The 25,360-nt window shown below is 30.3% G+C and carries 26 protein-coding genes; 15 read left to right on the top strand and 11 right to left on the bottom strand.

What is annotated here, in order from left to right; genetic code table 11:
- Positions 1–33 precede the first annotated feature (33 nt).
- The 4 genes from BTO18_RS16645 to BTO18_RS16630 are packed head-to-tail and all read right to left on the bottom strand — an operon-like array spanning position 34 to position 3,961.
- Positions 34–2,103, bottom strand: a complete 2,070-nt coding sequence (locus BTO18_RS16645; protein ID WP_105017310.1) for an SPFH domain-containing protein — start codon at positions 2,101–2,103, stop codon at positions 34–36.
- A 14-nt stretch (positions 2,104–2,117) separates the two neighbouring features.
- On the bottom strand, positions 2,118–2,843 hold the full coding sequence (locus BTO18_RS16640) for a hypothetical protein (protein ID WP_105017309.1): 726 nt from the start codon (positions 2,841–2,843) through the stop codon (positions 2,118–2,120).
- A 2-nt stretch (positions 2,844–2,845) separates the two neighbouring features.
- Positions 2,846–3,562, bottom strand: a complete 717-nt coding sequence (locus tag BTO18_RS16635; RefSeq protein ID WP_105017308.1) for a PspA/IM30 family protein — start codon at positions 3,560–3,562, stop codon at positions 2,846–2,848.
- A gap of 3 nt (positions 3,563–3,565) precedes the next feature.
- Positions 3,566–3,961 (bottom strand): CesT family type III secretion system chaperone, encoded by a 396-nt coding sequence (locus BTO18_RS16630; protein ID WP_105017307.1) that lies wholly within the window; start codon positions 3,959–3,961, stop codon positions 3,566–3,568.
- A 300-nt stretch (positions 3,962–4,261) separates the two neighbouring features.
- Here BTO18_RS16630 and BTO18_RS16625 point away from each other — a divergent pair, with 300 nt between their 5' ends.
- Positions 4,262–5,020, top strand: coding sequence for an XRE family transcriptional regulator (locus tag BTO18_RS16625; RefSeq protein WP_105017306.1), 759 nt, complete (start codon positions 4,262–4,264; stop codon positions 5,018–5,020).
- A 63-nt stretch (positions 5,021–5,083) separates the two neighbouring features.
- Here BTO18_RS16625 and BTO18_RS16620 read toward each other — a convergent pair whose 3' ends face one another.
- A complete protein-coding gene (locus tag BTO18_RS16620) occupies positions 5,084–6,286 on the bottom strand; it encodes a beta-ketoacyl synthase N-terminal-like domain-containing protein (RefSeq protein WP_105017305.1) in 1,203 nt (400 codons plus the stop codon).
- Between the two features lie 69 nt (positions 6,287–6,355).
- On the opposite strand from BTO18_RS16620, the gene BTO18_RS16615 reads away from it, so the two are divergent.
- Positions 6,356–6,799 carry a cytochrome c oxidase assembly factor Coa1 family protein gene (locus tag BTO18_RS16615; RefSeq protein WP_170063304.1) on the top strand — a complete coding sequence of 148 codons (444 nt, stop codon included), beginning with the start codon at positions 6,356–6,358 and terminating at the stop codon, positions 6,797–6,799.
- A gap of 30 nt (positions 6,800–6,829) precedes the next feature.
- On the opposite strand, the gene bioA is transcribed toward BTO18_RS16615, so the two are convergent.
- Positions 6,830–8,095, bottom strand: coding sequence for an adenosylmethionine--8-amino-7-oxononanoate transaminase (gene bioA, locus BTO18_RS16610; protein WP_105017616.1), 1,266 nt, complete (start codon positions 8,093–8,095; stop codon positions 6,830–6,832).
- An 18-nt stretch (positions 8,096–8,113) separates the two neighbouring features.
- The gene (locus BTO18_RS16605; protein ID WP_105017303.1) at positions 8,114–9,370 is read right to left on the bottom strand and encodes a Y-family DNA polymerase; all 1,257 of its coding nucleotides are present in this window, start codon (positions 9,368–9,370) and stop codon (positions 8,114–8,116) included.
- A gap of 34 nt (positions 9,371–9,404) precedes the next feature.
- Between BTO18_RS16605 and BTO18_RS16600 the strand changes: the two genes are divergently transcribed.
- From BTO18_RS16600 to BTO18_RS16560, 9 genes are all read left to right on the top strand, one after another.
- On the top strand, positions 9,405–11,051 hold the full coding sequence (locus BTO18_RS16600; protein WP_105017302.1) for an aminotransferase class I/II-fold pyridoxal phosphate-dependent enzyme: 1,647 nt from the start codon (positions 9,405–9,407) through the stop codon (positions 11,049–11,051).
- Between the two features lie 66 nt (positions 11,052–11,117).
- Positions 11,118–11,726 carry a dethiobiotin synthase gene (gene bioD, locus BTO18_RS16595; protein WP_105017301.1) on the top strand — a complete coding sequence of 203 codons (609 nt, stop codon included), beginning with the start codon at positions 11,118–11,120 and terminating at the stop codon, positions 11,724–11,726.
- Positions 11,727–11,734: 8 nt separating this feature from the next.
- Complete coding sequence (locus BTO18_RS16590) at positions 11,735–12,169, top strand: LexA family protein (RefSeq protein WP_105017300.1); 435 nt, start codon at positions 11,735–11,737, stop codon at positions 12,167–12,169.
- 63 nt (positions 12,170–12,232) lie between these two features.
- Positions 12,233–12,934, top strand: coding sequence for a Bax inhibitor-1/YccA family protein (locus BTO18_RS16585; protein ID WP_105017299.1), 702 nt, complete (start codon positions 12,233–12,235; stop codon positions 12,932–12,934).
- Between the two features lie 153 nt (positions 12,935–13,087).
- Positions 13,088–13,591, top strand: a complete 504-nt coding sequence (locus BTO18_RS16580; protein ID WP_105017298.1) for a DUF2975 domain-containing protein — start codon at positions 13,088–13,090, stop codon at positions 13,589–13,591.
- A gap of 2 nt (positions 13,592–13,593) precedes the next feature.
- Positions 13,594–14,019: a cytochrome c oxidase assembly factor Coa1 family protein gene (locus BTO18_RS16575; RefSeq protein ID WP_105017297.1), complete on the top strand. Its 426-nt coding sequence runs from the start codon at positions 13,594–13,596 to the stop codon at positions 14,017–14,019.
- Entirely contained in the window at positions 14,016–14,555 is a 540-nt protein-coding gene (locus tag BTO18_RS16570) for a hypothetical protein (protein WP_146106975.1), read from the top strand. Before BTO18_RS16575 ends, BTO18_RS16570 begins: the two co-directional genes overlap by 4 nt.
- A gap of 1 nt (position 14,556) precedes the next feature.
- On the top strand, positions 14,557–14,763 hold the full coding sequence (locus tag BTO18_RS16565; protein WP_105017295.1) for a helix-turn-helix domain-containing protein: 207 nt from the start codon (positions 14,557–14,559) through the stop codon (positions 14,761–14,763).
- A gap of 23 nt (positions 14,764–14,786) precedes the next feature.
- Positions 14,787–15,215, top strand: coding sequence for an ankyrin repeat domain-containing protein (locus tag BTO18_RS16560; RefSeq protein WP_105017294.1), 429 nt, complete (start codon positions 14,787–14,789; stop codon positions 15,213–15,215).
- Between the two features lie 18 nt (positions 15,216–15,233).
- Here the strand turns inward: BTO18_RS16560 and BTO18_RS16555 are convergent, their stop codons facing one another.
- The 4 genes from BTO18_RS16555 to BTO18_RS16540 all read right to left on the bottom strand — a co-directional run bounded on the left by BTO18_RS16555 (position 15,234) and on the right by BTO18_RS16540 (position 19,550).
- Positions 15,234–16,958, bottom strand: a complete 1,725-nt coding sequence (locus tag BTO18_RS16555) for a NupC/NupG family nucleoside CNT transporter (RefSeq protein ID WP_105017293.1) — start codon at positions 16,956–16,958, stop codon at positions 15,234–15,236.
- A 9-nt stretch (positions 16,959–16,967) separates the two neighbouring features.
- On the bottom strand, positions 16,968–17,579 hold the full coding sequence (locus tag BTO18_RS16550) for a bifunctional nuclease family protein (RefSeq protein ID WP_105017292.1): 612 nt from the start codon (positions 17,577–17,579) through the stop codon (positions 16,968–16,970).
- A 176-nt stretch (positions 17,580–17,755) separates the two neighbouring features.
- Positions 17,756–18,712, bottom strand: a complete 957-nt coding sequence (locus BTO18_RS16545; RefSeq protein WP_105017291.1) for an electron transfer flavoprotein subunit alpha/FixB family protein — start codon at positions 18,710–18,712, stop codon at positions 17,756–17,758.
- Positions 18,713–18,803: 91 nt separating this feature from the next.
- Positions 18,804–19,550, bottom strand: a complete 747-nt coding sequence (locus tag BTO18_RS16540; protein ID WP_105017290.1) for an electron transfer flavoprotein subunit beta/FixA family protein — start codon at positions 19,548–19,550, stop codon at positions 18,804–18,806.
- 218 nt (positions 19,551–19,768) lie between these two features.
- On the opposite strand from BTO18_RS16540, the gene BTO18_RS16535 reads away from it, so the two are divergent.
- The 4 genes from BTO18_RS16535 (at position 19,769) to BTO18_RS16520 (ending at position 25,332) form a co-directional block, all read left to right on the top strand.
- Positions 19,769–20,746 carry a pyruvate dehydrogenase complex E1 component subunit beta gene (locus BTO18_RS16535; protein ID WP_105017289.1) on the top strand — a complete coding sequence of 326 codons (978 nt, stop codon included), beginning with the start codon at positions 19,769–19,771 and terminating at the stop codon, positions 20,744–20,746.
- A 164-nt stretch (positions 20,747–20,910) separates the two neighbouring features.
- Positions 20,911–21,438 carry an inorganic diphosphatase gene (locus tag BTO18_RS16530; protein ID WP_105017288.1) on the top strand — a complete coding sequence of 176 codons (528 nt, stop codon included), beginning with the start codon at positions 20,911–20,913 and terminating at the stop codon, positions 21,436–21,438.
- 119 nt (positions 21,439–21,557) lie between these two features.
- The gene (locus BTO18_RS16525) at positions 21,558–23,837 is read left to right on the top strand and encodes a sodium-translocating pyrophosphatase (RefSeq protein ID WP_105017287.1); all 2,280 of its coding nucleotides are present in this window, start codon (positions 21,558–21,560) and stop codon (positions 23,835–23,837) included.
- Positions 23,838–24,069: 232 nt separating this feature from the next.
- A complete protein-coding gene (locus BTO18_RS16520; protein WP_105017286.1) occupies positions 24,070–25,332 on the top strand; it encodes a GNAT family N-acetyltransferase in 1,263 nt (420 codons plus the stop codon).
- Positions 25,333–25,360 lie beyond the last annotated feature (28 nt).

Genomic DNA, 25,360 nt, shown 5'->3' with positions numbered 1-25,360 from the left:
AAAGACCTTGCAGGATATTTTGTGAGATTAGAATTAACCTAGTTTCTTATTATCCAAACCTAAACCTTTTGCCAAGTTTAATAAGTTAGAAAACAAATTGCTTTCATCTTTACTAGCGGTTTTCGATTTTAAATCCATTAAAATACTTGCTACAGAAAGATTCTTTAAGTCTTCTGATGAAACATTATATTTATCAGCAAAATCTCTTACTTTTTCAAGTAGATTCCCTTTTACATCATTGCTTCCTAAAATGGCATCTTTTACTTCTTGGATATTATCAGAATGATTTACCAATCTATCAAAGCCTTTTGCCTTGGTAATTTGCCCAATAATTTGATCAAAGAACATCGTTTCTCCACCAACAATATCAATATTAGCAGCTTTTAAAGCTTCTGCAATTACACTTGCTTGCGCATCTGCAATTTCTTTCTGAATATTAATTTCTGCTAAATCAACTTTTAATTCTTTGTCTAAACGCAACTTGAATTCTTCGTGCTCTTTACCAACACCATCTAATTTCTTCATTGCATTTGCTTTTTCTTCAATTCCTACAGCATCAGCCATTGCTTTTTCTTTGATAACAGCTGCTTCAGCCATTCCTTCTTTTTCAATTGCTGCTGCTTTGGCTTCAATTCCTAATGCTTCTGCTTTCGCTTTTTTCTCAATGATTAATGCTTCAACCAAGCCTTCACGTTCGTGAGCATCTGCTTTTGCGTGCATTACTTGTGCTTCAGACATACCAATAGTCGCTTCTTCTTTTGCTGTTGCTTCTGCTAATATTTTACGAGCTTCAGCCTCTTTTTCACTGGCTTGCTTTTTCGCTAAAGCTTCAATATTAATTTCTTCAGCTTGCTGAATTGCAGCTTGTTTCTGTGCTTCTGCTGCTTTGGTAGTTTTAATTAATGCTTCTTCTGCTTCTGCTTCTGCAATAGTTATTTTTACTTGTTTTTCTCTATCTGCAGTTTTAAAAGCCTCAATATCTTTCATATTTTCTTGCTCTTGCACTACTCCTTTTTCTAAAACAACACGATCACGAATTACATCTTGAATGTTCTTTTTCTCTACCTCAACAACTTTCTCTTTTTCTATTTGTGCCAATGTTACAATTCGCTCTCTTTCAGTAGCTTCTAACATTCTGTCTTTCTCAACTCTTTCTGTTTCAACAGCATCTGTTCTTTGCTTATTTTTAGCAGCCACTATTACTTGACGTTGCATATTTTCTTCGGCTACTTGCAATTTTTCTTCTGTTGAAATTCTTGCTGTTTCAGATTTCAATCTTTCTTCTTCTGAAACTTTTAAAATATTGGCTTCTTCTCTAGATTTGATATTCGCAACTTCTCTTTTCTGTTGCTCTTCTTTTTCAGCTAATTGCTTGTCCAATTCTAAAATAGCCTCACGTGCTTCTACATCTTGTTTGCGGATCGTTTTTTCTTCATCACGCATTATTAAGTTCGACTTTACGTTTTGAGCCGCAGTTAATTCTGTAATTTTCTTGATTCCTTCTGAATCTAAAATATTATCAGGTTTTAAGAAAGAAACTGGAGTTTGTTCTAAATAATCAATAGCACAATCCTCTAAAGTATAGCCATTTAAATCTGTACCAATAATATCTACAATTTCGTCTCTAAATTCTCTTCTAGCTTCATAAAGTTCCGTGAATTCAAACTTTTTACCAACAGTTTTTAAGGCTTCAGAAAATTTTGCTTCAAATAAATCTTCTAACGTTTTAATGTCTGACGCTCTTGCACAACCAATAGTTTGTGCCACTTTTTTGATGTATTCAATTTCGTTATTTACCCGTACAAAAAAGGCAACCTTAATATCTGCACGCATATTGTCTTTACAAATCAATCCTTCATTACCTAATCTTTCAATTTGGATTTTCTTCACAGAAATATCCATAATTTCTACTCTGTGAAAAACTGGTACCACATACAATCCTTTGTCTGTTGCCACTTTAGTTCCTCCAAATCCTGTTCTTACAAGAGCTTCTCCTTGAGGAATTTTCTTGTAAAACATCGCAATAATTGCGAAATAAACAATAACAAGGAATAGAATTAATCCTAAACTGATTCCTATAATTGGTAATAATCCTTCTGCCATAATTTTTTTTATTTTTAGTTAGTTTTGTATGATTGTACGTAGTAATAATTCTTGTCTTTACTCTGTTTGATGATGAGAATTGGCTCTCTAAATTCAATTAAATTTCCATGCATTGATTTTACATAAATGGATAATGGTGTGCTATCCACAACTACTTCTGCAGAACCCATCTTATCATCTTTAATTTTTGATAAACAAATACCTCTTCTTCCAATAATTTCTATTGGAGCATCTCCATCTTTATTTAAATTCTTAAAAAATCCTTTAAATGGAGTTGTAAAAATTTTGGTTAAAATTAGTGCTGGAAAAAATCCAACTAACATAATAATGTACCCAAAAGTGTTTTCATAACTTACTGTTAATGTAGTTGTAATGGTAGTTATCATCCACCAGAGAAAAATCCAACAGGTAAATGTGAACATAAATGGTAAGCCTACAAAATTGAAATAAATCAACACCACTTGCCACCATTTTAAAGGCTTTTTTCTACTTTTTACAACGTCGTCTTTAGTAAGTTCTGTACTAGACATATCCTCAAAATCAAGGTTTCCACCTTCTATATTGGTATCAAAATCAGCATCAATGTCAGCATCAATATCAATATCCACATCTACATCAATGTCAACGTCAAAATCTACTCCAGAAACCATTGTTACTAGCCAATACAACACCAATATCAACATTAAAATAGTTAATGTGATGTTTACTGGAGAGAATAATATGTCTATTAAATTGCTCAATATTATGATTTTAATTCGTTAGGGAATCCTAACTGTTGTTTTAATTTTATTAATTCGTTTTCTGCTGTATCTTTTGTAAAATCGATGGCTTTATCAATTTCAAAATCGATAGTGGTTTTATTGTTCGCGATATTTCCATACGCTTCTGCCAAGGCTTCTTCTTGACTCACTTTTTGCTTCATTCTTTCTAGCATGTCTACTGTGCTAGAAGCATCTACACCAGCCATTTGTCTGTTCATTTTTTTTGTTGCATTCGAAACTTTTACACGAGCTTTAAGCGTTTTTAGTTCGTTTTCCCACCTGCTAATGTTTCTTTTGATTTCGGTAACATTTGCTTCCATTTCTATAACTGAACTCTCATATTTAACAGCTTCTTCTTTGGCTTTTTCAGCAGCTTTTACATTTTCTTCTTTTTTAATTAAAGCCGCTTTTGCCAAACGTTCTGCTTCGTCTAAATCTAAATTACCATTTTTAGCCTTATTTAGTAATAACAATGCCTTTTCTTGATAATTTTCTATGTTTGTTAAAAACTCTTTATGTTCGGTTTTAGAACGAATTTCTAATGCTTTTACTTGAGCCAAAGACGCTACACTTTCTTTGAGTTCTTCTTTTAAATCTCTAATGCCTTGTTCTGTAATTTTAATTGGATCTTCCATACTATCTAAAGTAGCATTGGCTTCAGCCTGACCCATTTTGTACAATCGTTTGAAAAAATTCATACTCTAATATTTTGAAAAGTTTATAATCTGTTCTGAATATTCGCTTAATAACAAGCTCAACGAATTTAAAGAAGCCTCTAACTCATTTAAATCTAGATTTTCTATCTGCAAAGTATCTCTGAAAATTACTTTTTGACCAGTTTCATCTAACACAAAAGCACCATGAATAATATCTCTATTTTTTTGCAATAATTTCTTAAAAACTTCTTCGTTTCTATTTTTTATATTGAAGATATGTTGTTCCATTATTAAAATAGGAGGTGCAATACCTAAAATCAAATTTTTAATACCTTCTGTTTCTTTACTTATCATTAAAACACCGTCTTTTACACTTTCGTAAACGATATTAAAATCAAGCTCCATTAAGTAATTTTTGATTTTTTTATTGTGATTTTTCATAGTTAAATTGATTGCCTTTTTGAGTATTTATTTTAAAAACACAAACATTCAATATTACAAAAAGTTACACAGAATTACTACAAGTTTTAATGTAAAAATAACAGCTCTAGATATAAATAAAATCATATTTTTAGGTTTAAGTTGGTTGATACTTTGCTAACAATATTAGTTTTAAAATAAATTTATGTAAAAACACTAAAGAAAAAACTAAATAAATTAGCATAAACAAAAACTATTTGCTAATATTGTTAGCGTAAATATACAAATAAAATTCAATATTGCAAATATAATTAGCAAAATATGTCGTTTTTTGGTAAAAACATAAAAAAGATAAGAACCGTAAAAGGATTAAGTCAATCAGCTTTTGCTGAACTTTTTGGCTTAAAACGTGCCACTTTAGGTGCTTATGAAGAACACAGAAGTGAACCAAAGATTGAAACTATTATTAAAATTGCTAATTATTTTAGCATAAAAATTGACACTTTGCTAACGAGCGAAATTACAGTAAATGAATTACTTCAATTTAAAGAGAGTTTAACCACGCTTTCTGATGAAATTCAAAAAGAGCAATTTGCAAAAGTGCCTTGTATTACAGAAAATAATACTATTGATTATGTAGCACATTTTAAGAATGATATTTTTGTAGATGAAATGCCTTATTTACAACTCCCAATAAACCCAACAAAAAATTTTAGAGCGTTTACTGTTTCTAATTTAGAAATGACCAATCAAGACAAAGGTTTTTACCCAAAAGACATTGTTATTGGAGAACAAACTCCTATAAATGTTATTCCTAAATTAACAAATGGCACTTTGGTTTTTGCGATTATTAATGATGCTATTATTTTTAGAAGATTATACATCACTCAAAAAATTGTGATATTTAGAGCTGATCATAAAAACATAGAAGACGCCATTTTTAAAATTACTGATGTAAAAGAATTATGGAAAGTGCGTTATGTTTTTTGTAGAAGAATCCCTGATTTTTCTACTTCTTTTGAAGATAAACTTCTTACAATGGAACAAGAAATTTTAAAAATGAAGGCTAAATTTGAGTAAAAAAACTCACAAATAAGCGAAAGCGAAAAGAAATTTTAAAACTCTGTAACTTTGCGTGATTTATTATTTACTCAATAGAATAGAAACTGCATTTCCACCAAAACCAACCGCATTTACTAATACTTTTTTAATTTTAGCAGGGTGTTTTTGCTTTTTAGCAAAAGGCACTTCAATTACTTGCTGATGTTGCAACATTAAAATTGCCAATTCTAAATTTAGCATTCCAGATGCTCCAAAAGTATGTCCTAATTTCCACTTGTTTGTAGTTAAAAAAGGTTGATGATTCTCAAAAACTTTTTCGATAGCATTTACTTCTGATAAATCGCCTTTTATTGTGCCTGGAGCGTGCATTACAATTGCATCAATTCCATTAGGATTGATTTCTCCTAGTGCCATTTTCATTGATTTTTGAAAACAGATTGCATTTGTAGAAATAGAAGTATTGTGTTTTAGCACTTCAGTTGCGTAACCTATTCCTGAAATAAATGCCAACGCATTTTTTATTAAACCTTTCTCCAAACAAATTGCTGATGCCCCCTCACCCAAGACCATAGTATTTTGTTTTTTGTTTACGTCGAAAGATTTGCAGGGATATTTTTCAATAGTATGAGATTCTGAAACAAGTTCAGAATGATGCTTCGCGTACACTTTTAAAGCCTGCATTTGTGCAATGGTAAAATTGGTTAAAACAGCTTCGCTCCCACCAACTAAAAATTTATCAGCCATTCCTGAACTTATCCAAGCAACTCCATTTAACAGAGAATGTAAAGCTGTAGAACATGTTATGGAATGTGATATTTCTGGCCCACTTGTTTGTAAATCGTGAGCCACCCAAGAGGAAATATTTCCTAAAGTTGTGGTGGGCGAACTTAAGGTTGATGACTTTTGAGTTTCTAAAAATTCTTGATGGTATTTTTCAAATAAAGCAGTAGCACCTCTTGACGAACCAAAATTAATTCCGAAGTTTTTTTCTGAATTCCAATTTGCATTTTTTATAGCTTTTCTTGAAACATAGATTGCAAATAGAACAGTATCATCAAGATTTTTGTACTTGGAATCTGACTTTCTTAATTCGTTAATTTTTTGTTTATTTTCTTTTGATAGTTGTCCTACAAAAACACTTTTTTTGTCATTTCGACCTTGTGAAGAAATCTCTTTTTCAGACAAAAAATGCTTGTCTAACAAATAGTTTTCCCAAATTTCTTTGGGTTTACTCCCCAATGCTGAAATAGAGGCTAAAGCTGTTATTGATATAGGTTGATTCAAAAAAAATATTTTTAGCAAAAGTAAAACTCTTCATTTTAATTAATGACTTATCTTGCTAAAAAAACAAGAATGGAAGAAATTAAAGAAAAAAGCTGGTTTCAAAGAAATTGGAAATGGGCAGTACCTGTGGGAGGTTGTGGATGTGGGTGTATTGTTCTAATACTAATTTTTGTTTTTGGAATTGGCACTGCTTTTTTTGGAGTTTCAAAAATGTTTAATGAATCTACACCAATAAAGTATGCTACAGAACAAGCGTTTAACCACCCTAGAGTACTCGAACAACTGGGAAATGATTTAGAGAAAACAGGAATTCCTTCAGGTAATATCTCATTAAGTAATAATGATGGTGAGATAGACATGTCTTTTTCTATTAAAGGTTTAAAAGGAAGAGGAACTGTTATTGTAAAAGGGATAAAAACCAATGGAATTTGGGCTTATGAAGATTTATATGTATTAATTAAAGATACACAAGAACAAATTAACTTATTAGAAAAAACTACTGAAGGTTTTTAGTTTTTAAAAAATTCTAATTCTCATTAATTTTTAAACAATTTCTAAAGATTCCTCAATTGTACTGTACACTTTTTGCAACTGTTCTTGAGTAATTACAAAGGGAGGTTGAATATAAATTGTGTTGCCTAAAGGACGTAAAAAAACACCTCTCTTCATAAAAAAATTAAGTAATTTGTCTCGCAAACTTCCATAACGTTGCATTTTTGTATCTAAATCTAGAGCAAAAATTACGCCTTGAAAACGTGCTGTTTTTACTTTTGGATGTTTGCTAATCTTATCTTTAAACTGTTGATGCGAAGCTGAAATTAATTTGATATTTTGTTGAATTTCATCGGTTTGTAATAATTGGATTGTAGCATTTGCTGCTGTACAAGCAATTGGATTTCCTGAATAGGTATGACAATGAAAAAAACCTTTCGCCATTTCGTTGCTCAAAAAAGCTTCATAAATTTTTTCTGTACAACTTGTAATTGCCAAAGGCACTAAACCGCCTGTTAATGCTTTGCTCAAACAAATAATATCTGGTTTTGTCTCGATAAAATCGGATGCAAAATTGCGACCTGTTTTGCCAAAACCTGTCATTACTTCGTCTGCAATTGTTAAAATATTATGATTCTTACAGAATTTTAAAATCTCATTCAGGCCTTCTGTGTCGTGAATTTTCATTCCTGCAGCTCCTTGCACTAAAGGTTCATAAATAAAACCGGCAACGTTATTTTCTGAAACAATCTTTTTTAATTGCTCTAAAATTTCTTGATGATTCTCTCCATTTGGAACTGAAATTCTTTCTACTTGCATTAAAAAATCTTCGAAAGGACCATTGTAAACAGATAATCCAGAAACAGACATTGCTCCAAATGTATCTCCATGAAATCCATTTTCGAAAGCAATAAATGTGCTGCGTTTTTCACCCAAATTAAAGTAGTATTGTAATGCCATTTTAATGCCTGCTTCTACTGCTGTGGATCCATTATCATTAAAAAATATTCGATTTTGATTATTGGGCAATATTTTAATCAGATTTTCTGATAATTCTATAGCAGGTTTGTGCGTAAAATCGCTAAACATTACTTGATCTAACGTTTGCATTTGCTCGTAAACTTTACTTGTAATAAAATCATTACAATGCCCAAACATACAGGTGTACCAAGAAGAAATCGTATCTATATATTCGTTGCCATTTTCATCGGTTAAAATGCATCCTTTTGCTTTTACAATCGCTAAACTTTCTGGATGCGTTTTATGTTGTTTTAATGGATGCCAAAGGTGTTTTTTATCTCTTTCTTGGAGTGTCATTTCTGTTCTTTTCGTCATTTATTTTACAACCAAAACTTCATTAATATTTGTGGTAAATTTAGGTGACAATCTTTCTTGCTTCATTTTCCAAGTGCGTTTTAAATCTTGATTTCCTAACTTTATTTTATCTGCTTTGTACTTTCTGTTCAAATGATCTATTGCAGACATTAAAGGTTTGTGTTTTGGGTTTTCGTGCTCGAATAAATTGAGTTGAAAGTTATCATTAGGTACTAAACCAGAAATAATGACTCCTGCTTTTTTATATTCTACACCTTTTTGAAAAATAGTTTCTACTGCAGTAACAGCAGCTTTAGCGATTGTTAATGTAGAATCTGTTGGATAGGATAGAATAACTGTTCTATTTTCTTTTTGATATTGTTGACTTTTATCAAAACGATTGCTTCGTAGAAAAACATAAATAACGTGACAATTAGAGTTTTGTTCACGTAATTTTTGAGCACAGCTTGATGCAAAAGTTGAAATCCGTTCTTTAATATTATCTAAATCAGAATAAGTGTTTTCAAAACTTCTTGTTGTAGCAATCATCTTTTTTGATGAAAGTTCTTCTAACGGAATTTTAGAAATCCCCTGCAAATCTTTTTGCAATCGCCAACCCACTATAGATAGTTCTTTTAGAACCCAATCACTTGAAATTTGTGTAAAATCATAAGCAGTTGTACAGCATTTAGTTTTTAATCTTTTTTGTAAACCACTACCTATTCCCCAGACTTTTTCAATAGCTGTTTTTTTTAGTAACTCAATTCTTTTTTCATCAGAATCGATTATACAAACTCCTTTTGTCTCTTTGAGGTTTTTTCTTGCAATTTTATTGGCAACTTTACTCAACCCTTTTGTTGGGGCAATTCCCACACAAGTTGGTATACCTGTCCATTTTAGAATTCGATTTCTAATTTTAGTTGCATATTCTTCAAAATTATAATTATCAAAACCTTTAAATTCCAAAAATGATTCATCGATAGAATATATTTCTATATCTGGAGAAAAATCTGCTAAAATACTCATCACTCTTGCACTCATGTCTCCATATAATGGATAATTAGAGGATAAAATAGTGATATTTTTTTCTTTACAAAACTGTTCCCATTTAAAGATTGGAGCACCAAAAGGCAAACCAATTTTCTTGGCTTCATCACTCATAGAAATAACGCAACCATCATTATTGCTTAAAATAGCAACAGGTTTATTTTGTAAATTCGGGTTAAAAACCCGTTCACAAGACGCATAAAAATTATTACAATCTACTAATGCAAACATCAATGTAAAGGTATATAATTTTGTTATTTTTGTAATGATGAATTTGCCAAAGAAGTTAACAAATCAATTAAAATCTCGTAAAGAGCAGAATGCTTTGCGTGGCTTAAAGTCATCATCAAATTTGATTGATTTTTCTTCTAATGATTATTTAGGGTTTGCCAAATCTGAAATTATTTTTGATAAAACACATCAATTTTTAGTTGATAAAGGCATCAAACAGAATGGAGCAACAGGCAGTAGATTATTGTCAGGAAATCATCAATTATATTCTGAAATTGAGTCCTTTTTAAGTACCTTTCATCAAACTGAATCTACAACTATTTTCAATTCAGGTTATGATGCCAATATTGGTTTTTTCTCATCAGTTCCACAACGTGGAGATATTATTTTGTATGATGAGTTTATTCATGCATCTATAAGAGATGGAATTAAATTAAGTAATGCCAAAGCGTTTAAGTTTTTGCATAATGATTTGGAGGATTTGGAAAAGAGATTGCTAAATTTTATTGATAAGAATGAGATTTTTCGACAAGCTCAAAGTGACAAAGAGCGTGATTCTGAACTTGATTCAGAATCACATCAAACAATATACGTTGTCACAGAATCTGTTTTTTCTATGGATGGAGATTCTCCAGATTTAGTTGCAGTTACTAAAATCTGTAAGAAACACAACGCTTTTTTAATTGTTGATGAAGCACATGCAGTTGGTGTTTTTGCAGCTGGTTTGATTCAGAAACTCAACTTACAACATGAAGTTTTTGCAAGAATCATCACTTTTGGGAAAGCTTTAGGTTGCCATGGAGCAGCTATTTTAGGAAGTACAGCTTTGCAAACCTATTTAGTGAATTTTGCACGGAGTTTTATTTACACAACAGGACTTTCTCCTCATTCTTTGGCTACAATTAAAGTTTCTTATGATGAATTACAAACACCTTTCGACTGTAATCAAGATGACAGTCAGAATACGACTAAACTTCAACAAAATATTCATCATTTTATAAAAGAAGTAAAAAGATTAAACTTTCCGACTTTTCTTTTTGGGGAAATGTCTGAAAGACAATGGGGATTTATTCCAAGTTGTTCTGCCATTCATTGTTGTATAATTCCTAGGAATGAAAAAGTGAAAGCAATTGCTGAAAAACTACAACAAAACCATTATGATGTAAAAGCCATTTTATCACCTACAGTTCCTCAAAATAAAGAACGTTTGCGTTTTTGTTTGCATGGTTATAATTCTAAAAAAGAAATTAGCGAAGTTTTAGAGTTCTTAAGTATTTTTGTAAACCAACATTTGTTTATGAATGATAATTATAAAATTTTAGCTGTTTTTGAATATTCAGCAGAAGCCCACGTTACAAAATCTAGATTGGATGCTGATGGTTTTGATACAATGTTAATGGATGAAACTACTATAGATTCTGATCCTTTAATTAGCGGTGCTATTGGTGGTGTAAAATTGTTAGTTCATAAAAATGATTTTGAAAAAGCAGTTGAAGTTTATAATGAAATAAGAACCTATCAAAAAGATAAAAACGGAAATGATATTTATTGCCCTAAATGCAATTCTAATAAAATTTTAGTAGCACCTCTTCACAGAAAAAATTTCTTTTATATGTTATTTCCTTTTTTTGAAGGTAGAAAACTAATCTGTAATCATTGTAAAACGCTTTTTAAAAATTAAAATGATAAAAATAATGAGATGCTGAAATACTGAAACAAGTTTAGCATATCAAAACAGAATTTTAAAATGAAAACATATTTTATAACAGGCATATCTACAGAAGTTGGCAAAACAGTAGCTGCAGCAATTGTAACAGAAGCTTTAGAGGCAGATTATTGGAAACCTGTGCAAGCAGGAGATTTAGAAAATTCTGATACCCATAAAGTACAACGCTTTATTTCGAATAAAAAATCAATATTTTACCCAAATTCATATGCCTTACAAACACCTATGAGTCCTCATGCAGCTGCAGCAATTGATGGAATTAAGATTGACATAAATAAGATAAAAATTCCAAAAACTAATAATAATTTAGTAATTGAAGGTGCAGGAGGTTTGTTAGTTCCTTTAAATGATACAGATACAATTTTAGATTTAATACAACCCGATTATAAAGTTATTGTAGTTTCTCGTCATTATTTAGGAAGTATCAATCATACCCTATTAACTGTAAAATTATTACAAGAAAAAGGATTTGATGTATCAATTATTTTTTCTGGTGATGAGCATCCTACTACAGAAAGCATTATCAAAAAAATGACAAATGTAAACGTGATTGGTAGAATTGATGAAGAGCCTTACTTTGATAAAAATGTAATTAAAGAATATGCAGAAAAGTTCAGAGAAAAATTGTAATTTGCAGTATGATAGCTTCTAAAACTCTTACTTTTTTTACACCAAAAACATCTTCTGGAATTGGAGCAATTTTAGTTGATGTTGGAATTTCAGCTGGTTTCCCATCACCTGCAGATGATTTTAGAGAAACCCGAATTTCTTTAGATGATGAACTCATCAGAAATAAAGATGCCACTTTTTTTGCCAAAGTAAAAGGACAATCTATGATTAATGCTGGTTTAGATGATAACGATTTATTAGTAATTGACAGAAGTTTAGAGCCTGCCAATAATAAAATAGCAGTCTGCTTTTTAGATGGTGAATTTACTGTAAAACGTTTACGAGTAGAAAAAAATGAAGTTTGGTTACAACCAGAAAATCCTAATTATCCAATTATCAATATTACAGAAGATAATGATTTTGTAATTTGGGGAATTGTAACTAATGTAATTAAAAAAGTATAACTATACTTAACAAATATTTTATTAAATAGATACTGAAACAAGTTCAGTATAAAATTAAAACCTATGGAAAACACTTTTGAAAACAAAACCTTATTAATTGAATCTACAGATCAAGTTCGTGTAGAATTTTATAAAAAAACCTACAAACATGTTGCAGGTGGCGTTTTATTATTTGTTCTTTTTGAATACCTCCTTTTACAAAGTGATACAATTGTAAACTTTATGATGTCTATGACACAAGGTTGGCGTTGGCTAATAATGCTGGGAGGTTTTATGTTGATTACCAACTATGCAGAAAGTACAGTTTTAAAAACAGCTGATAAGAACATACAATATATGGCGTATGCACTATACGTTTTTGCACAAGCTATTATTTTTATACCTCTTTTAGCAATTGCAATGATTTATACTGAAAGTGGAGAATTAGTTCAGCAAGCTGCTATAGTTACTTTGGCATTATTTACAGGAATTTCGGCAATTGTATTTATCACAAAAAAAGATTTTTCATTTTTAAAAGCTGGTTTAACTATTGGTTTTTTTATTGCAATTGGTTTAATTATAGCAGGAGCTTTATTTGGTTTTAATTTAGGTTTATGGTTTTCTGTAGCAATGTGCTTGTTAGCAGGAGGCTCTATTTTATACCAAACCTCAAACTTGATTAATAAATACGGAACAGAAGATTATATTCCTGCTTCTTTAGGTTTATTTGCTTCTTTAATGTTATTATTTTGGTATGTTTTACAGATATTTATGTCTAGAGATTAGATTAGGTAAAAAACATCATATTTTACAAAAAATCAGAAGTAAGTTACTTCTGATTTTTTTTTGCTCAAAACTTAAAATATTACTAATTTTTGATAATTTATTATTGATAAACAATAATTTTAATATATTTGTAGTGTCAAAATATATTAAAATATGCGAAAAATTCACATCTTAAAAGCCATCATAGATTTAGTATGGATTATTTCTATGCCTGCTATACTTTTAGTGATAGGTTTAGTTTTAGCTGTATTATTTAGAGATTTAAGTGGTCTTGATATAAAGATAAATTCAGTTAATTTTAATGCAAATGATTGGCTTTCTAAAACACTTTTAATCATTTCTGCTTTGAATTATTTACTAATTCTTGCAGCCTTATATTTTTTTAGAAAAACATTACGCTACTTTATAAATACTAAAATATTTGATATTATAGTAATATCTTCTTTTAAAAAAATTGGAAATTTATTAAGTATCTCTGGTATTGTTTCTATAAGTATCTCCTTTATTATTAGGATATACTATCAACAGAAAATAAGCTTTGAACTTGGTTTAAATGAACATATTGTACTTATATGTTTGGGCTTATTCTTTTTGATTTTAAGCGAAGTTTTTAAAATAGCGAAAGCTCATAAACAAGAAAACGATTTAACTATATAATTATGAAAAAAATAATAGTATCAAGTCTATTTTTAATCTTTTTATGTATTACTGGTATTGTTGGTATGAGTCTTTTCAATAAAATGATGACCAATAAATTTGATAATGCTGAACCAAAAGAATATGCAATTGAAAAAGCAAAAAATAATGATGAATTAAAAGAAATTATAGGTAACAATATTGTAATTGAAAAAAATTCTGATAAACAGAAAAAGAAAGGCAGTTTTACATTTAGTTTAGGAGGAAATGGTCTTAACATCAATCAAAATTCTGTTGATTTAAAAATTGGCTTGATAGGAGAAAAAGGTTCTGCTATATTAAATGTAGTAGCATTTAAAGAAAATTCAAAGTGGATTTATAAAAATATATATGTTACTATACCAAATTCAAATAAAAAAATTAAACTCCTAAATAACAAAAAGATATGAAAAAAATAGCTTATCTATCATCAAAGATTTTCTTCTGGGGCTTTGCCTTGTTTGCAAGTTTTGTGTTGTTATTCTCTATTTTATCTTTTTTTGAATATTTTTTCGAATGGAATATTCCAATGGTTGAAATTTCTAAAAAAGGAGAAGATAGTTATGCGTCATTAAAAGTACCTTTCATTCAACTTTTTGTAAAGTTTTTACTTTCTTATACAGTAATTCTACTATGGTTTACTATGATTTTTTATGCCATATACTTTTATGTTTTACAAACTTTTTTTCAAATTTTTATTGCAGAAAAAACATTTACTCAAAATTCAATAAAAAAACTAACTCTGTTTTACAAGCTAAATTTTATACCAGTAATCATAGGCTTTTTAGGTGTCATTTTGAGATATATTATTTATGGAAATTTATATTTTGATGAACCTCATTTCTTTGTTTTAATTCATTTAATAGTCGCATTCTTTTTATACCTGTATTTAGATTTGATTAAAAAAGGTAACAGTATTCAACAAGAAAACGATTTAACAATATAATATGGCAATCATTGTAAACCTTGATGTAATGCTTGCCAAACGCAAAATGCGGAGTAAAGAATTGGCAGAAATTATTGGCATTACCACAGCAAACTTATCCATCTTAAAATCGGGTAAAGCAAAAGCCATTCGCTTTTCCACTTTAGAAGCAATTTGTAAAGCTTTAGATTGCCAACCTGCAGATATTTTAGAATACCAAGAAGATTAATTATCAATTTAAAAATCAATATTATGAAAACAATTTTATCTACCTTTTTACTCTTGTGCACAATCTCTATTTTTTCTCAAGAGATTTCTTCAAATATAAAATATGCTTTGAAAGATGATGATGCTACATCCTTAAAAAAATTAATTACGAATGATAATAAAAATACTTGTTTTGAAGCAGGAAACTCAAACTACACTTTACTAAATCTAACTATAAAATTTAACGCTTTATCTTGTTTTAAAATGCTTATATCAAAGAACATAGATGTAAATAAAGCATGTACAGGCAAAACACCTTTATTATATACAGCTAAATATGGACGTTTAGAAATGGCAAAATTATTAATTAAAAATAAAGCCGATATTAATAAAACTTATAAAGGACGCTCTGCTTTAGATTATGCAAAAAAATATAAAAAAGAAGATGTCTATAAGTATTTAAAATCCTTATAGTTAAACTATTACTTTTTATTAACCTATAATCATACCTGCTATTGTTGCAGACATTAAAGATGCAATTGTACCACCTATTAAAGCTTTAATTCCAAATTCTGATAACGTTTTACGTTGACCAGGAGCTAAAGAACCTATACCTCCTATTTGTATTCCTATAGATGCAAAATTTGCAAAACCACATAACATATAAGTAGCCATAATTATAGATTTATTATACGTTAAATGTGTTGCACTTGCTATATTTTTTAATTCAGCCAATTGTATATAGCCTACAAATTCACTTGCAGCTAATTTAATACCTAATAGTTGCCCCATTAACGCCATATCTGTTGTTGGCACACCTATTAACCACATTAAAGGTGCAAAAATATATCCTAAAATAAATTCTAAAGATAATTTTTCATAACCAGTATTTGATGAGATAATCTCGTTTAATGAAGTAACACTACCTATTAAATCTAAACCGCCATTAATCATTGCAATTACTGCAACAAAAACCAACAACATTGCTCCTACATTAACCGCTAAACGTAAACCTTCTGTGGTACCATTAGCAATTGCGTCTAAAACATTAGAACCAATTTTTTCTTGAGATACAGTTACATCTGTATTTACTTTTTCAGTTTGTGGATATAGTATTTTTGAAATTACAATAGCACCTGGAGCTGCCATTACTGAAGCTGCTAATAAATGTTTTGCAAAAACCAATTCTAATTCTTTATCTCCACCACCTAAAAAGCCTATGTAAGCCGCTAAAACAGCACCTGCAACAGTAGCCATTCCACCAATCATTACTAATAGCATTTCAGATTTATTCATTTTTTCTAAATATGCCTTTATTAATAATGGAGCTTCGGTTTGACCTAAAAAGATATTACCTGCTACTGATAAACTTTCCATACCTGAAATTCCTAAAAACTTTGATAAACCTATGGCTAAAATTTTAACAATCCATTGAATAATGCCTAAATAAAATAGTAGTGATGTTAAGGCTGAAAAGAAAATAATTGTTGGCAATACTTGAAAGGCAAATATGTACCCAAATTTATCCATATCACCCACAAAACCAGCAAATAAAAATTCACTCCCAGCTTTAGTAAACTCAAGAATTTGAATAAAAAGTTTACCTACTAATTCAAATCCTTTTTGAATAAAACCAACTTTTAAAACACCAATTGCAATAACTAATTGCAAAGACAAACCAATACCTACTTTTTTCCAATCTATAGCCATTCTATTTGCACTAAACAAAAATGCAATGATAATCAGTGAAATCATTCCTAAAACACCTCTCCACAAAGTAGTTATAGAAAAACCCTTACTTTCAATTATTTTATCATTTTTTTTAATAATGTCGTCTTTAACAACATCTACATTTGTTGTTTCTGGTGTTCTATCATTTTTAAAAGCATATAGAACATCGTTTTCAGAAAAAACTAAATTATTTTCTGTTAAAGAAACTATATTATAATATCTAATAGTATCTTTTGGCGTTTTGTAATTAAATATTAATAAATTGTTTTGTCTTATGTAGTTTCCTGATGCTTTTAAATCATTTTTATTTTTAAGAGAATATGAAAATTTTCCTTCTTTTAGAGAAAAACTATCAGTAGAATCAATTTCAAATAATACTGTTCCATCTGCTTTTTTTATTGATGAAAATTTCCAATCTTGCTTTAATTCTTGCGAAAAAAAAGTTGTTGAAAAAAGTAAAAACAGAAATATAAATAGTTTTTTCATGAAAATATTTTAGGAACGTTTGCTTATTTCGTCTCGTATTTTTGCTGCTAACTCATAATTTTCATTGGTAACAGCATTGTTAAGTTTATTGTGTAATTCTTGTAACGTTAAGCTAGAAAAATTAGTGCTAGTTTTCTTCTTTTCATCAGAAATCTCAATGGGTACAATATCTGTATCCATATTACTTTCTAGAGCCATTTCTTCTTCCGCTTTCAGATAAATTCCTGCTTTATCTAAAATATTTTCATACGTAAAGATTGGAGCATTAAAACGTACAGCAATAGCAATGGCGTCAGATGTTCTAGTATCGATAACCTCTTCATTACCATCTTTTTCACAAATTAAACTAGAAAAGAAAACACCATCTACTAATTTATGGATAATTACTTCTTTTACACTAATGTTAAAAGTATCTGAAAAAGTTTTGAATAAATCGTGCGTTAAAGGTCTTGGAGGTCTTATTTCTGTTTCTAGAGCAATTGCAATAGATTGTGCTTCGAAAGCTCCAATAATAATAGGTAATGTTCTTGTGCCTTCGATCTCACTCAAAACTAAAGCATACGCTCCACTTTGAGTTTGACTGTAAGAAATACCTTTAATGGTTAGTTGTATTAAACTCATATATCTTTCTACAAAAAAGAAAAAACATCACAAAAATTTGTAAAATAGAGATGTTTTTAAAAACGCACAATTTACTAAAAAAATAGTTTATAGCTTTTTATTTATTAGTTTTTGATAAAAGAAAAACCTATTAGTGTTTAAACTAATAGGTTTTCATTTTAAAAATAATATTTGAATTAGGCTTGTTTAAACGCTTTCAGTTTTTCAATTAATGTTGGTACAACTTCAAAAGCATCACCAACAACCCCATAATCTGCAGCTTTAAAGAAAGGTGCTTCAGCATCTGTATTGATTACTACTTTAACTTTAGATGCATTAATACCTGCTAAATGTTGAATTGCTCCAGAAATTCCGATAGCAATGTATAGGTTTGATGCAACTGGCTTACCTGTTTGACCAACATGCTCTCCATGAGGTCTCCAACCTAAATCTGAAACTGGTTTAGAACACGCAGTTGCAGCTCCTAAAACATCTGCCAATTCTTCAATCATTCCCCAATTTTCTGGTCCTTTTAGTCCTCTACCAGCAGAAACTACAGTATCTGCATCTGCAATAGTTACCTTACCTGTAACTCTTTCTACTTTTTCTGATGATACTCCAGAATCAGCAATTGTGGCATTAAAGACTTCTGTTACTCCAGACACTTCATTTTCGTGAATACCGAAAGAATTCTTTGCTAAACCAATTACTTTTTTATCTGTAGAAATTACTGTATTTGAAAATGCTTTGTTCGAAAATGCTTTTCTTTTTACTGTAAATGGATTTGTACTTGTTGGCAAAGCAACTACATTAGAAGCATAACCTGCATCTAAACCAACTGCTACAATTGGTGCTAAATATAAACCGTCTATACTAGAATCTATAATTATAATATCTGAACTTTCTGCATCTACAACCTGGTTTACAATTGATGCATATTTTTTTGCATTAAATGTATCTAAAGAATCATTAGTTACTGTTACAACTTTTTCAGCTCCATAAGTATATAATTCTGAAAGCTCATTGGCATTTATTGTCAGTACTACTAAATTAGTACTCAATTGTTCTGCTACTTTTTTTCCGTAAGAAACAACTTCAAAAGCAGTTTTTTTAAACTTTCCTTCTGTTGAATCTGCAAAAACTAAAACTGACATATTTTTGTTTTGTTTAATTATTTATTTGATTATTCGTGTAATTGTAGAATTGTAAGTTTAACAATTCAACCTTTAGACAGTTACACCTTATTTAAATCACTTTTGCTTCTGTATGCAATAAATTTATTAATTCATCTATGTTGTCTGCATCAACTAATTTCACAGCTCCTTTAGGTGCTGGTTTTTCGAATGATTCTGTAGACGTTGCAACTACAGTTGATTGTGCCTCAACAACATTTAATGGTTTTTTACGAGCCATCATTATTCCTCGCATATTTGGTATTCGTAAATCTTTCTCTTCAACAATTCCTTTTTGCCCACCAACAACTATTGGCAAGTTAGAAGAAAGTGTTTCATTTCCTCCATCAATTTCTCTAACAGCAGTTACGTTAGTTCCATCAATTTCTAAACCAACACAACCATTTACAAAATTAAAATCAGTTAAAGTTGCTAACATTCCTGGCACCATTTGACCATTATAATCAGCGGATTCTTTTCCAGCTAATACCAAATCATAACCACCTTCTTTCACTATACTAGCTAACTCTTTTGCTACTTGCATACCATCTTTGGCATCAGTATTAACTCTAATTGCATTATCTGCACCTATAGCTAATGCTTTTCTCAATGTAGGTTCTGTAGAAGATTCACCAACATTTACAACAGTTACAGATGCACCTTGCTTTTCTTTAAACCACATGGCTCTAGTTAAGCAAAATTCATCATAAGGATTAATTACAAACTGAACTCCATTTATATCAAATTTTGTATCGCTATCTGTGAAGTTAATTTTTGATGTAGTATCTGGAACGTGACTAATACATACCAATATTTTCATAAAATCTTAATTTTTATACTTATTTGTTACCACAAAATTACGTCTTTTTTTTAAAAAATACTATGCACGCATAATAAATTTTCAAGAATTTAACATTTTCTCGAAAACGATTGCGTTTAAAGTTCTACAAAAAGTTATTGTTTCTGAAAGTAGTATTTAATTAATGACAATTAATTCCTTATTTTTGCTCTGCAAAATTAACAACTAGATTAAAATACATGAAAACAGTTCAATTCAGAGAAGCTATATGTGAAGCCATGAGCGAGGAAATGCGCAGAGATGAAAGCATTTATTTAATGGGTGAAGAAGTTGCAGAATATAATGGTGCTTACAAGGCCAGTAAAGGAATGCTTGACGAATTTGGTGAAAAGAGAGTAATAGACACACCTATTGCTGAACTTGGTTTTGCTGGTGTAGCTATTGGATCTGCTATGAATGGTAATAGACCAATTGTTGAGTATATGACATTTAACTTCTCTTTGGTAGGTATAGATCAAATTATAAACAATGCTGCTAAAATTAGACAAATGTCTGGTGGACAATTTAATTGTCCAATCGTTTTTAGAGGACCAACTGCTTCTGCAGGACAATTAGGTGCAACACACTCTCAAGCATTTGAGAATTGGTTTGCAAACACGCCTGGTTTAAAAGTAATTGTTCCTTCAAATCCTTATGACGCAAAAGGTTTATTAAAAGCGGCTATTAGAGATGATGACCCAGTAATTTTTATGGAGTCTGAACAAATGTATGGTGATAAAATGGAAATTCCAGAAGGAGAATACATTATACCAATTGGAGTTGCTGATATTAAAAGAGAAGGTACAGATGTAACTATAGTTTCATTTGGTAAGATTATTAAAGAAGCTTATAAAGCTGCTGATGAATTAGCAAAAGAAAATATTTCTGTTGAAATTATCGATTTAAGAACTGTAAGACCTATGGATCATGCTGCAATTTTAACATCAGTAAAGAAAACAAACAGATTGGTAGTTTTAGAAGAAGCTTGGCCATTTGCTAGTGTTGCATCAGAAATTACGTATAGAATACAAGATGAAGCTTTTGATTATTTAGATGCTCCAATAAAAAGAATTACAACTGCAGATACTCCTGCTCCCTATTCTCCTGTTTTATTAGAAAAATGGATTCCAAATTCTAATGATGTTATTAAGGCTGTGAAAGAAGTAATGTATATATAAATACGAATCAAATACTTAAAGAATCCTTCTTGATAAACTTCATGAAGGATTTTTTATTTTATGATAGTTTAAAAATCGAAAACCATTGCGTAAATTATTTATTGAATCTTTCACTAGAGCTAATCTATTCATTATTTTTGTACAATAACTAAAAGAAATTTTATATGGTTGGAAAAGATGAATTAACCTTCGATGTTTTAATAGAAATACCAAAAGGGAGTAGAAATAAATATGAATACGATTTTGATTTAAACAAAATTCGTTTCGACCGAATGTTGTTTTCTTCTATGATGTATCCAGCAGATTATGGTTTTGTACCAGAAACTTTGGCATTAGATGATGATCCTCTAGATGTTTTAGTTTTAGGACACGAACCAACTTTCCCTATGTGTGTTAGCGAGGTAAAACCAATTGGGGTTTTTCATATGACTGATGAAAAAGGACCTGATGAAAAAATAATTTGTGTACCAGTTTCCGATCCTATTTGGAATGATAAAAAGGATATTTTCGATTTAAACCCTCACAGACTTAAAGAAATAGAGCATTTTTTTCAGGTATATAAAGATTTAGAAAAGAAAAAAGTTGATGTAGGTGGTTGGGGAGATGCTTCAGAAGCAATTAAGATTTATAAAGACTGTGTAAAAAGATATCATAAAAGTGACTATAAAAAGACTGGTAAATTTAAGATTTAATAAAATATAGATTATCAAATTATCAACCTCTTAAAATTAAACGTTTTAAGAGGTTTTTTATTTCTATTGATTTTCTTACTTTTGCATCCGTTTTAAACTAATCTAAATAAGAGAATTATATGGAATCATTAATGATTTACATGCCAATTGCTTTGGCAGTTTTAGGTTTAATCTACATGTGGATTAAACAATCTTGGGTAATGAAACAAGATGCTGGAGATGGTAAAATGAAAGAAATTTCAGATTATATATACGAAGGTGCTTTGGCTTTTTTAAGTGCTGAATATAAACTATTAGCAATATTTGTTGTTATAGTAAGTGTTGCTTTAGCTGCAGTTTCGTTTATTGTACCTACAACACATATTTTAATTGTAGTTGCATTTATTTTTGGAGCTGTTTTTTCTGCTTTTGCAGGAAATATAGGAATGAAAATCGCAACCAAAACAAATGTAAGAACTACACAAGCAGCAAGAACTAGCTTACCAAATGCTTTAAAAATCTCTTTTGGAGGTGGAACAGTAATGGGATTAGGAGTTGCTGGTTTAGCTGTGTTAGGATTAACTGCTTTCTTTATTTTCTTCTTCCACTTTTTTATGGGAGGAGAATGGACAAACACAATGGACATGACAATTGTTTTAGAAACATTAGCAGGTTTTTCTTTAGGTGCTGAATCTATTGCTTTATTTGCAAGAGTTGGTGGTGGTATTTATACAAAAGCTGCTGATGTTGGTGCAGATTTAGTAGGTAAAGTTGAGGCTGGTATTCCTGAAGACGATCCAAGAAACCCTGCTACTATTGCAGATAATGTAGGTGATAATGTAGGTGATGTTGCAGGAATGGGTGCTGATTTATTTGGTTCTTATGTAGCAACTGTATTAGCAGCAATGGTTTTAGGAAACTATGTAATTAATGATATGGGAGGAAGCATTTCTGATGCTTTTGGTGGAATAGGTCCAATATTATTGCCAATGGCAATTGCTGGTGCAGGAATTATTATTTCTATCATAGGTACAATGTTGGTAAAAATTAGCTCTAATGATGCTAAAGAAGACCAAGTAATGGGCGCTTTAAATAAAGGAAACTGGACATCTATTGTTTTAGTTGGTTTATCTTGTTTTGGTTTGGTTACTTGGATGTTACCAGAAACTATGAAAATGGAATTCTTTGGAGAAGGCTTACAAGAAATCTCTTCAATGAGAGTGTTCTATGCAACTTTAGTTGGTTTAGTTGTTGGTGCAGTAATTTCATCAGTAACTGAATATTATACAGGATTAGGTAAATCTCCAATCTTAAAAATAGTTCAACAATCTTCCACAGGAGCAGGTACAAATATAATTGCAGGTTTGGCAACAGGTATGATTTCTACTTTTCCATCAGTATTATTATTTGCTGGTGCAATTTGGGCTTCTTATGCTTTTGCTGGTTTTTATGGTGTAGCTTTAGCAGCTTCAGCAATGATGGCTACAACTGCTATGCAATTAGCTATTGATGCTTTTGGTCCAATTTCTGATAATGCAGGTGGAATTGCTGAAATGAGCGAACAAGAACCAATTGTAAGAGAACGTACAGATATTTTAGATTCAGTAGGAAACACGACTGCTGCAACTGGAAAAGGTTTTGCAATTGCTTCTGCAGCCTTAACATCTTTAGCTTTATTTGCTGCTTATGTAACATTTACTGGTATAGATGGAATTAACATTTTTAAAGCACCTGTTTTAGCAATGCTATTTGTTGGTGGAATGGTTCCTGTAGTATTTTCTGCTTTAGCAATGAATGCTGTTGGAAAAGCGGCTATGGAAATGGTACAAGAAGTTAGAAGACAATTTAGAGATATTCCAGGAATTATGGAAGGAACAGGGAAACCTGAATATGATAAATGTGTTGCAATTTCTACACAAGCTTCTTTAAGAGAAATGATGTTACCTGGTTTGTTAACCATTGGATTTCCTTTAGTTATTGCATTCTTACCATTAGCTTTTGGTATGGATAGATTAGCAATCGCAGAAATGTTAGGTGGTTATATGGCTGGGGTTACAGTTTCTGGAGTTTTATGGGCTATCTTCCAAAATAATGCTGGTGGAGCTTGGGATAATGCTAAAAAATCTTTTGAAGCTGGAGTGGAAATTAATGGAGAAATGACTTACAAAGGTTCAGACGCACATAAAGCTGCTGTAACAGGAGATACTGTTGGAGACCCTTTTAAAGATACTTCTGGACCATCTATGAACATTTTAATTAAACTAACCTGTTTAATTGGTTTGGTAATTGCGCCAATTTTGGGTGGACATTCAGATGAAGGAACTGCAAAAGCAAAAGAAACTAAAAAAGAGATTAAAGTTGCTACTAAAAAAGTGGACAATAAATTAGCTACAAAAACAAAAGTAGTTCCTTTAAAATAGTAGCACTTTTTTAAAAAAATTAAAACCTATTAAGCTAGTAACTTAATAGGTTTTTTGCTTTTTAGAGTTTTTTTTAGAATAAAAAATTGATTTTACAATTGTTGTAAAAAAGTTACCTTTACAAGATAACAGTAAAACAAAAAAAGCATATCAAGTTAAATTTAAGGGATATGCGTAATAAAAGTTGTTATATAAGGAGTTGTAGGCAATTAAAACGAACCACATCCAAGAAATGAAAATTTGCATTGCACAAACAAAATCTGAAAAAGGAAAAGTTCAAGAGAACATTCAGAATCACTTGCGAATAATTGAACTTGGAGTCAAATCAAATGCTGACTTAATCATCTTTCCAGAATTATCAATAACTAATTATGAACCTGATTTAGCTAAAGAACTTGCAACAGAAATTGAAAATAGTATTTTTAATCCATTTCAAGAACTTTCCAACAAGAAAGGAGTGACAATTGGAATTGGAATGCCGACAAAAGCGAGTGACGGAATAAATATCAGTATGCTGATTTTTCAACCGAATAAAAAGAGAGTTGTATATTCCAAACAAATGCTACATTCTGACGAGCAACCTTATTTTGCTTGTGGAAATAACCAAGTAATTCTGAACATTAAAGGAAAGAGAATTGCAATTGGTATTTGTTATGAAACTCTACAACGTAAACACTTTTTGAATAGTATTCACAAAGGTACAGACATTTACATTGCAAGTGTTGCGAAACCAAAAGACGGAATTGAGAAAGCATACAAACACTTTCCAAAAATCGCAAAAGAATTTAATACACCAATTTTAATGTCAAATTGTGTCGGTAATTGCGACAATTTTGTAAGTGTTGGTCAAAGTGCAGTTTGGAACGAAAATGGAGAGCTAATTGAACAACTTGACAGCGAAAATCAAGGAATTATAATTTATGATACAGAAAATGAATTAGTAGATATTAATCAATTGAAAATAGAAAAAGGGCAACTTTTTGATTTAGAAAAATTATTTCAAATTTATCTAAATGGTAAAATCGATTTAGAAAATAATGGAATTTATCAATGGACAGATAATTATCCAACTATATCAATCATTGAGGATGATTTAAAAAAAGATATTCTTTACACATTAAAAAACAATGAAAAAATTATCGGAGCAATTAACATAAGTGAAGAACAAGAAACAGAATATAGCTCGATAAAATGGGAATTTGACAACTCAAAAATTTTAGTCATTCATAGACTTGTAATCGACCCAAAATATCAGAAAAAAGGATACGCACAAAAACTAATGGATTTTGCCGAAAAATTTGCGAAAGAGAATAATTACACTTGTATAAGATTAGATGCTTATAGCCAAAATTTGAGAGTAATTGAATTCTATAAGAAACGAAATTATGTAATACGTGGAACTGTCAATTTTCCAGAAAGAGAACACGAATTTTATTGTATGGAAAAGGAGATAATAACTGCCTACAACACCGGTAATCGTTGCACAACCCTCTAAAAAATCAAAAAAATATTTTTATTGAGCT

The organism is Polaribacter porphyrae, from assembly GCF_002954685.1.
GTDB lineage: Bacteria > Bacteroidota > Bacteroidia > Flavobacteriales > Flavobacteriaceae > Polaribacter > Polaribacter porphyrae.
This window is presented reverse-complemented; position numbering and strand designations above follow the sequence as displayed.

Coding starts and splice junctions, on each gene's coding strand:
- BTO18_RS16540 (WP_105017290.1), bottom strand. CDS start 19,550: ATGAAAATATTGGTATGTATTAGTCACGTTCCAGATACTACATCAAAA.
- BTO18_RS16545 (WP_105017291.1), bottom strand. CDS start 18,712: ATGTCAGTTTTAGTTTTTGCAGATTCAACAGAAGGAAAGTTTAAAAAA.
- BTO18_RS16520 (WP_105017286.1), top strand. CDS start 24,070: ATGAAAATTTGCATTGCACAAACAAAATCTGAAAAAGGAAAAGTTCAA.
- BTO18_RS16600 (WP_105017302.1), top strand. CDS start 9,405: ATGATGAATTTGCCAAAGAAGTTAACAAATCAATTAAAATCTCGTAAA.
- BTO18_RS16550 (WP_105017292.1), bottom strand. CDS start 17,579: ATGAGTTTAATACAACTAACCATTAAAGGTATTTCTTACAGTCAAACT.
- BTO18_RS16525 (WP_105017287.1), top strand. CDS start 21,558: ATGGAATCATTAATGATTTACATGCCAATTGCTTTGGCAGTTTTAGGT.
- bioA (WP_105017616.1), bottom strand. CDS start 8,095: ATGACACTCCAAGAAAGAGATAAAAAACACCTTTGGCATCCATTAAAA.
- BTO18_RS16645 (WP_105017310.1), bottom strand. CDS start 2,103: ATGGCAGAAGGATTATTACCAATTATAGGAATCAGTTTAGGATTAATT.
- BTO18_RS16570 (WP_146106975.1), top strand. CDS start 14,016: ATGAAAAAAATAGCTTATCTATCATCAAAGATTTTCTTCTGGGGCTTT.
- BTO18_RS16605 (WP_105017303.1), bottom strand. CDS start 9,370: ATGTTTGCATTAGTAGATTGTAATAATTTTTATGCGTCTTGTGAACGG.
- BTO18_RS16535 (WP_105017289.1), top strand. CDS start 19,769: ATGAAAACAGTTCAATTCAGAGAAGCTATATGTGAAGCCATGAGCGAG.
- BTO18_RS16625 (WP_105017306.1), top strand. CDS start 4,262: ATGTCGTTTTTTGGTAAAAACATAAAAAAGATAAGAACCGTAAAAGGA.
- BTO18_RS16580 (WP_105017298.1), top strand. CDS start 13,088: ATGCGAAAAATTCACATCTTAAAAGCCATCATAGATTTAGTATGGATT.
- bioD (WP_105017301.1), top strand. CDS start 11,118: ATGAAAACATATTTTATAACAGGCATATCTACAGAAGTTGGCAAAACA.
- BTO18_RS16630 (WP_105017307.1), bottom strand. CDS start 3,961: ATGAAAAATCACAATAAAAAAATCAAAAATTACTTAATGGAGCTTGAT.
- BTO18_RS16585 (WP_105017299.1), top strand. CDS start 12,233: ATGGAAAACACTTTTGAAAACAAAACCTTATTAATTGAATCTACAGAT.
- BTO18_RS16530 (WP_105017288.1), top strand. CDS start 20,911: ATGGTTGGAAAAGATGAATTAACCTTCGATGTTTTAATAGAAATACCA.
- BTO18_RS16560 (WP_105017294.1), top strand. CDS start 14,787: ATGAAAACAATTTTATCTACCTTTTTACTCTTGTGCACAATCTCTATT.
- BTO18_RS16575 (WP_105017297.1), top strand. CDS start 13,594: ATGAAAAAAATAATAGTATCAAGTCTATTTTTAATCTTTTTATGTATT.
- BTO18_RS16590 (WP_105017300.1), top strand. CDS start 11,735: ATGATAGCTTCTAAAACTCTTACTTTTTTTACACCAAAAACATCTTCT.
- BTO18_RS16555 (WP_105017293.1), bottom strand. CDS start 16,958: ATGAAAAAACTATTTATATTTCTGTTTTTACTTTTTTCAACAACTTTT.
- BTO18_RS16635 (WP_105017308.1), bottom strand. CDS start 3,562: ATGAATTTTTTCAAACGATTGTACAAAATGGGTCAGGCTGAAGCCAAT.
- BTO18_RS16565 (WP_105017295.1), top strand. CDS start 14,557: ATGGCAATCATTGTAAACCTTGATGTAATGCTTGCCAAACGCAAAATG.
- BTO18_RS16615 (WP_170063304.1), top strand. CDS start 6,356: ATGGAAGAAATTAAAGAAAAAAGCTGGTTTCAAAGAAATTGGAAATGG.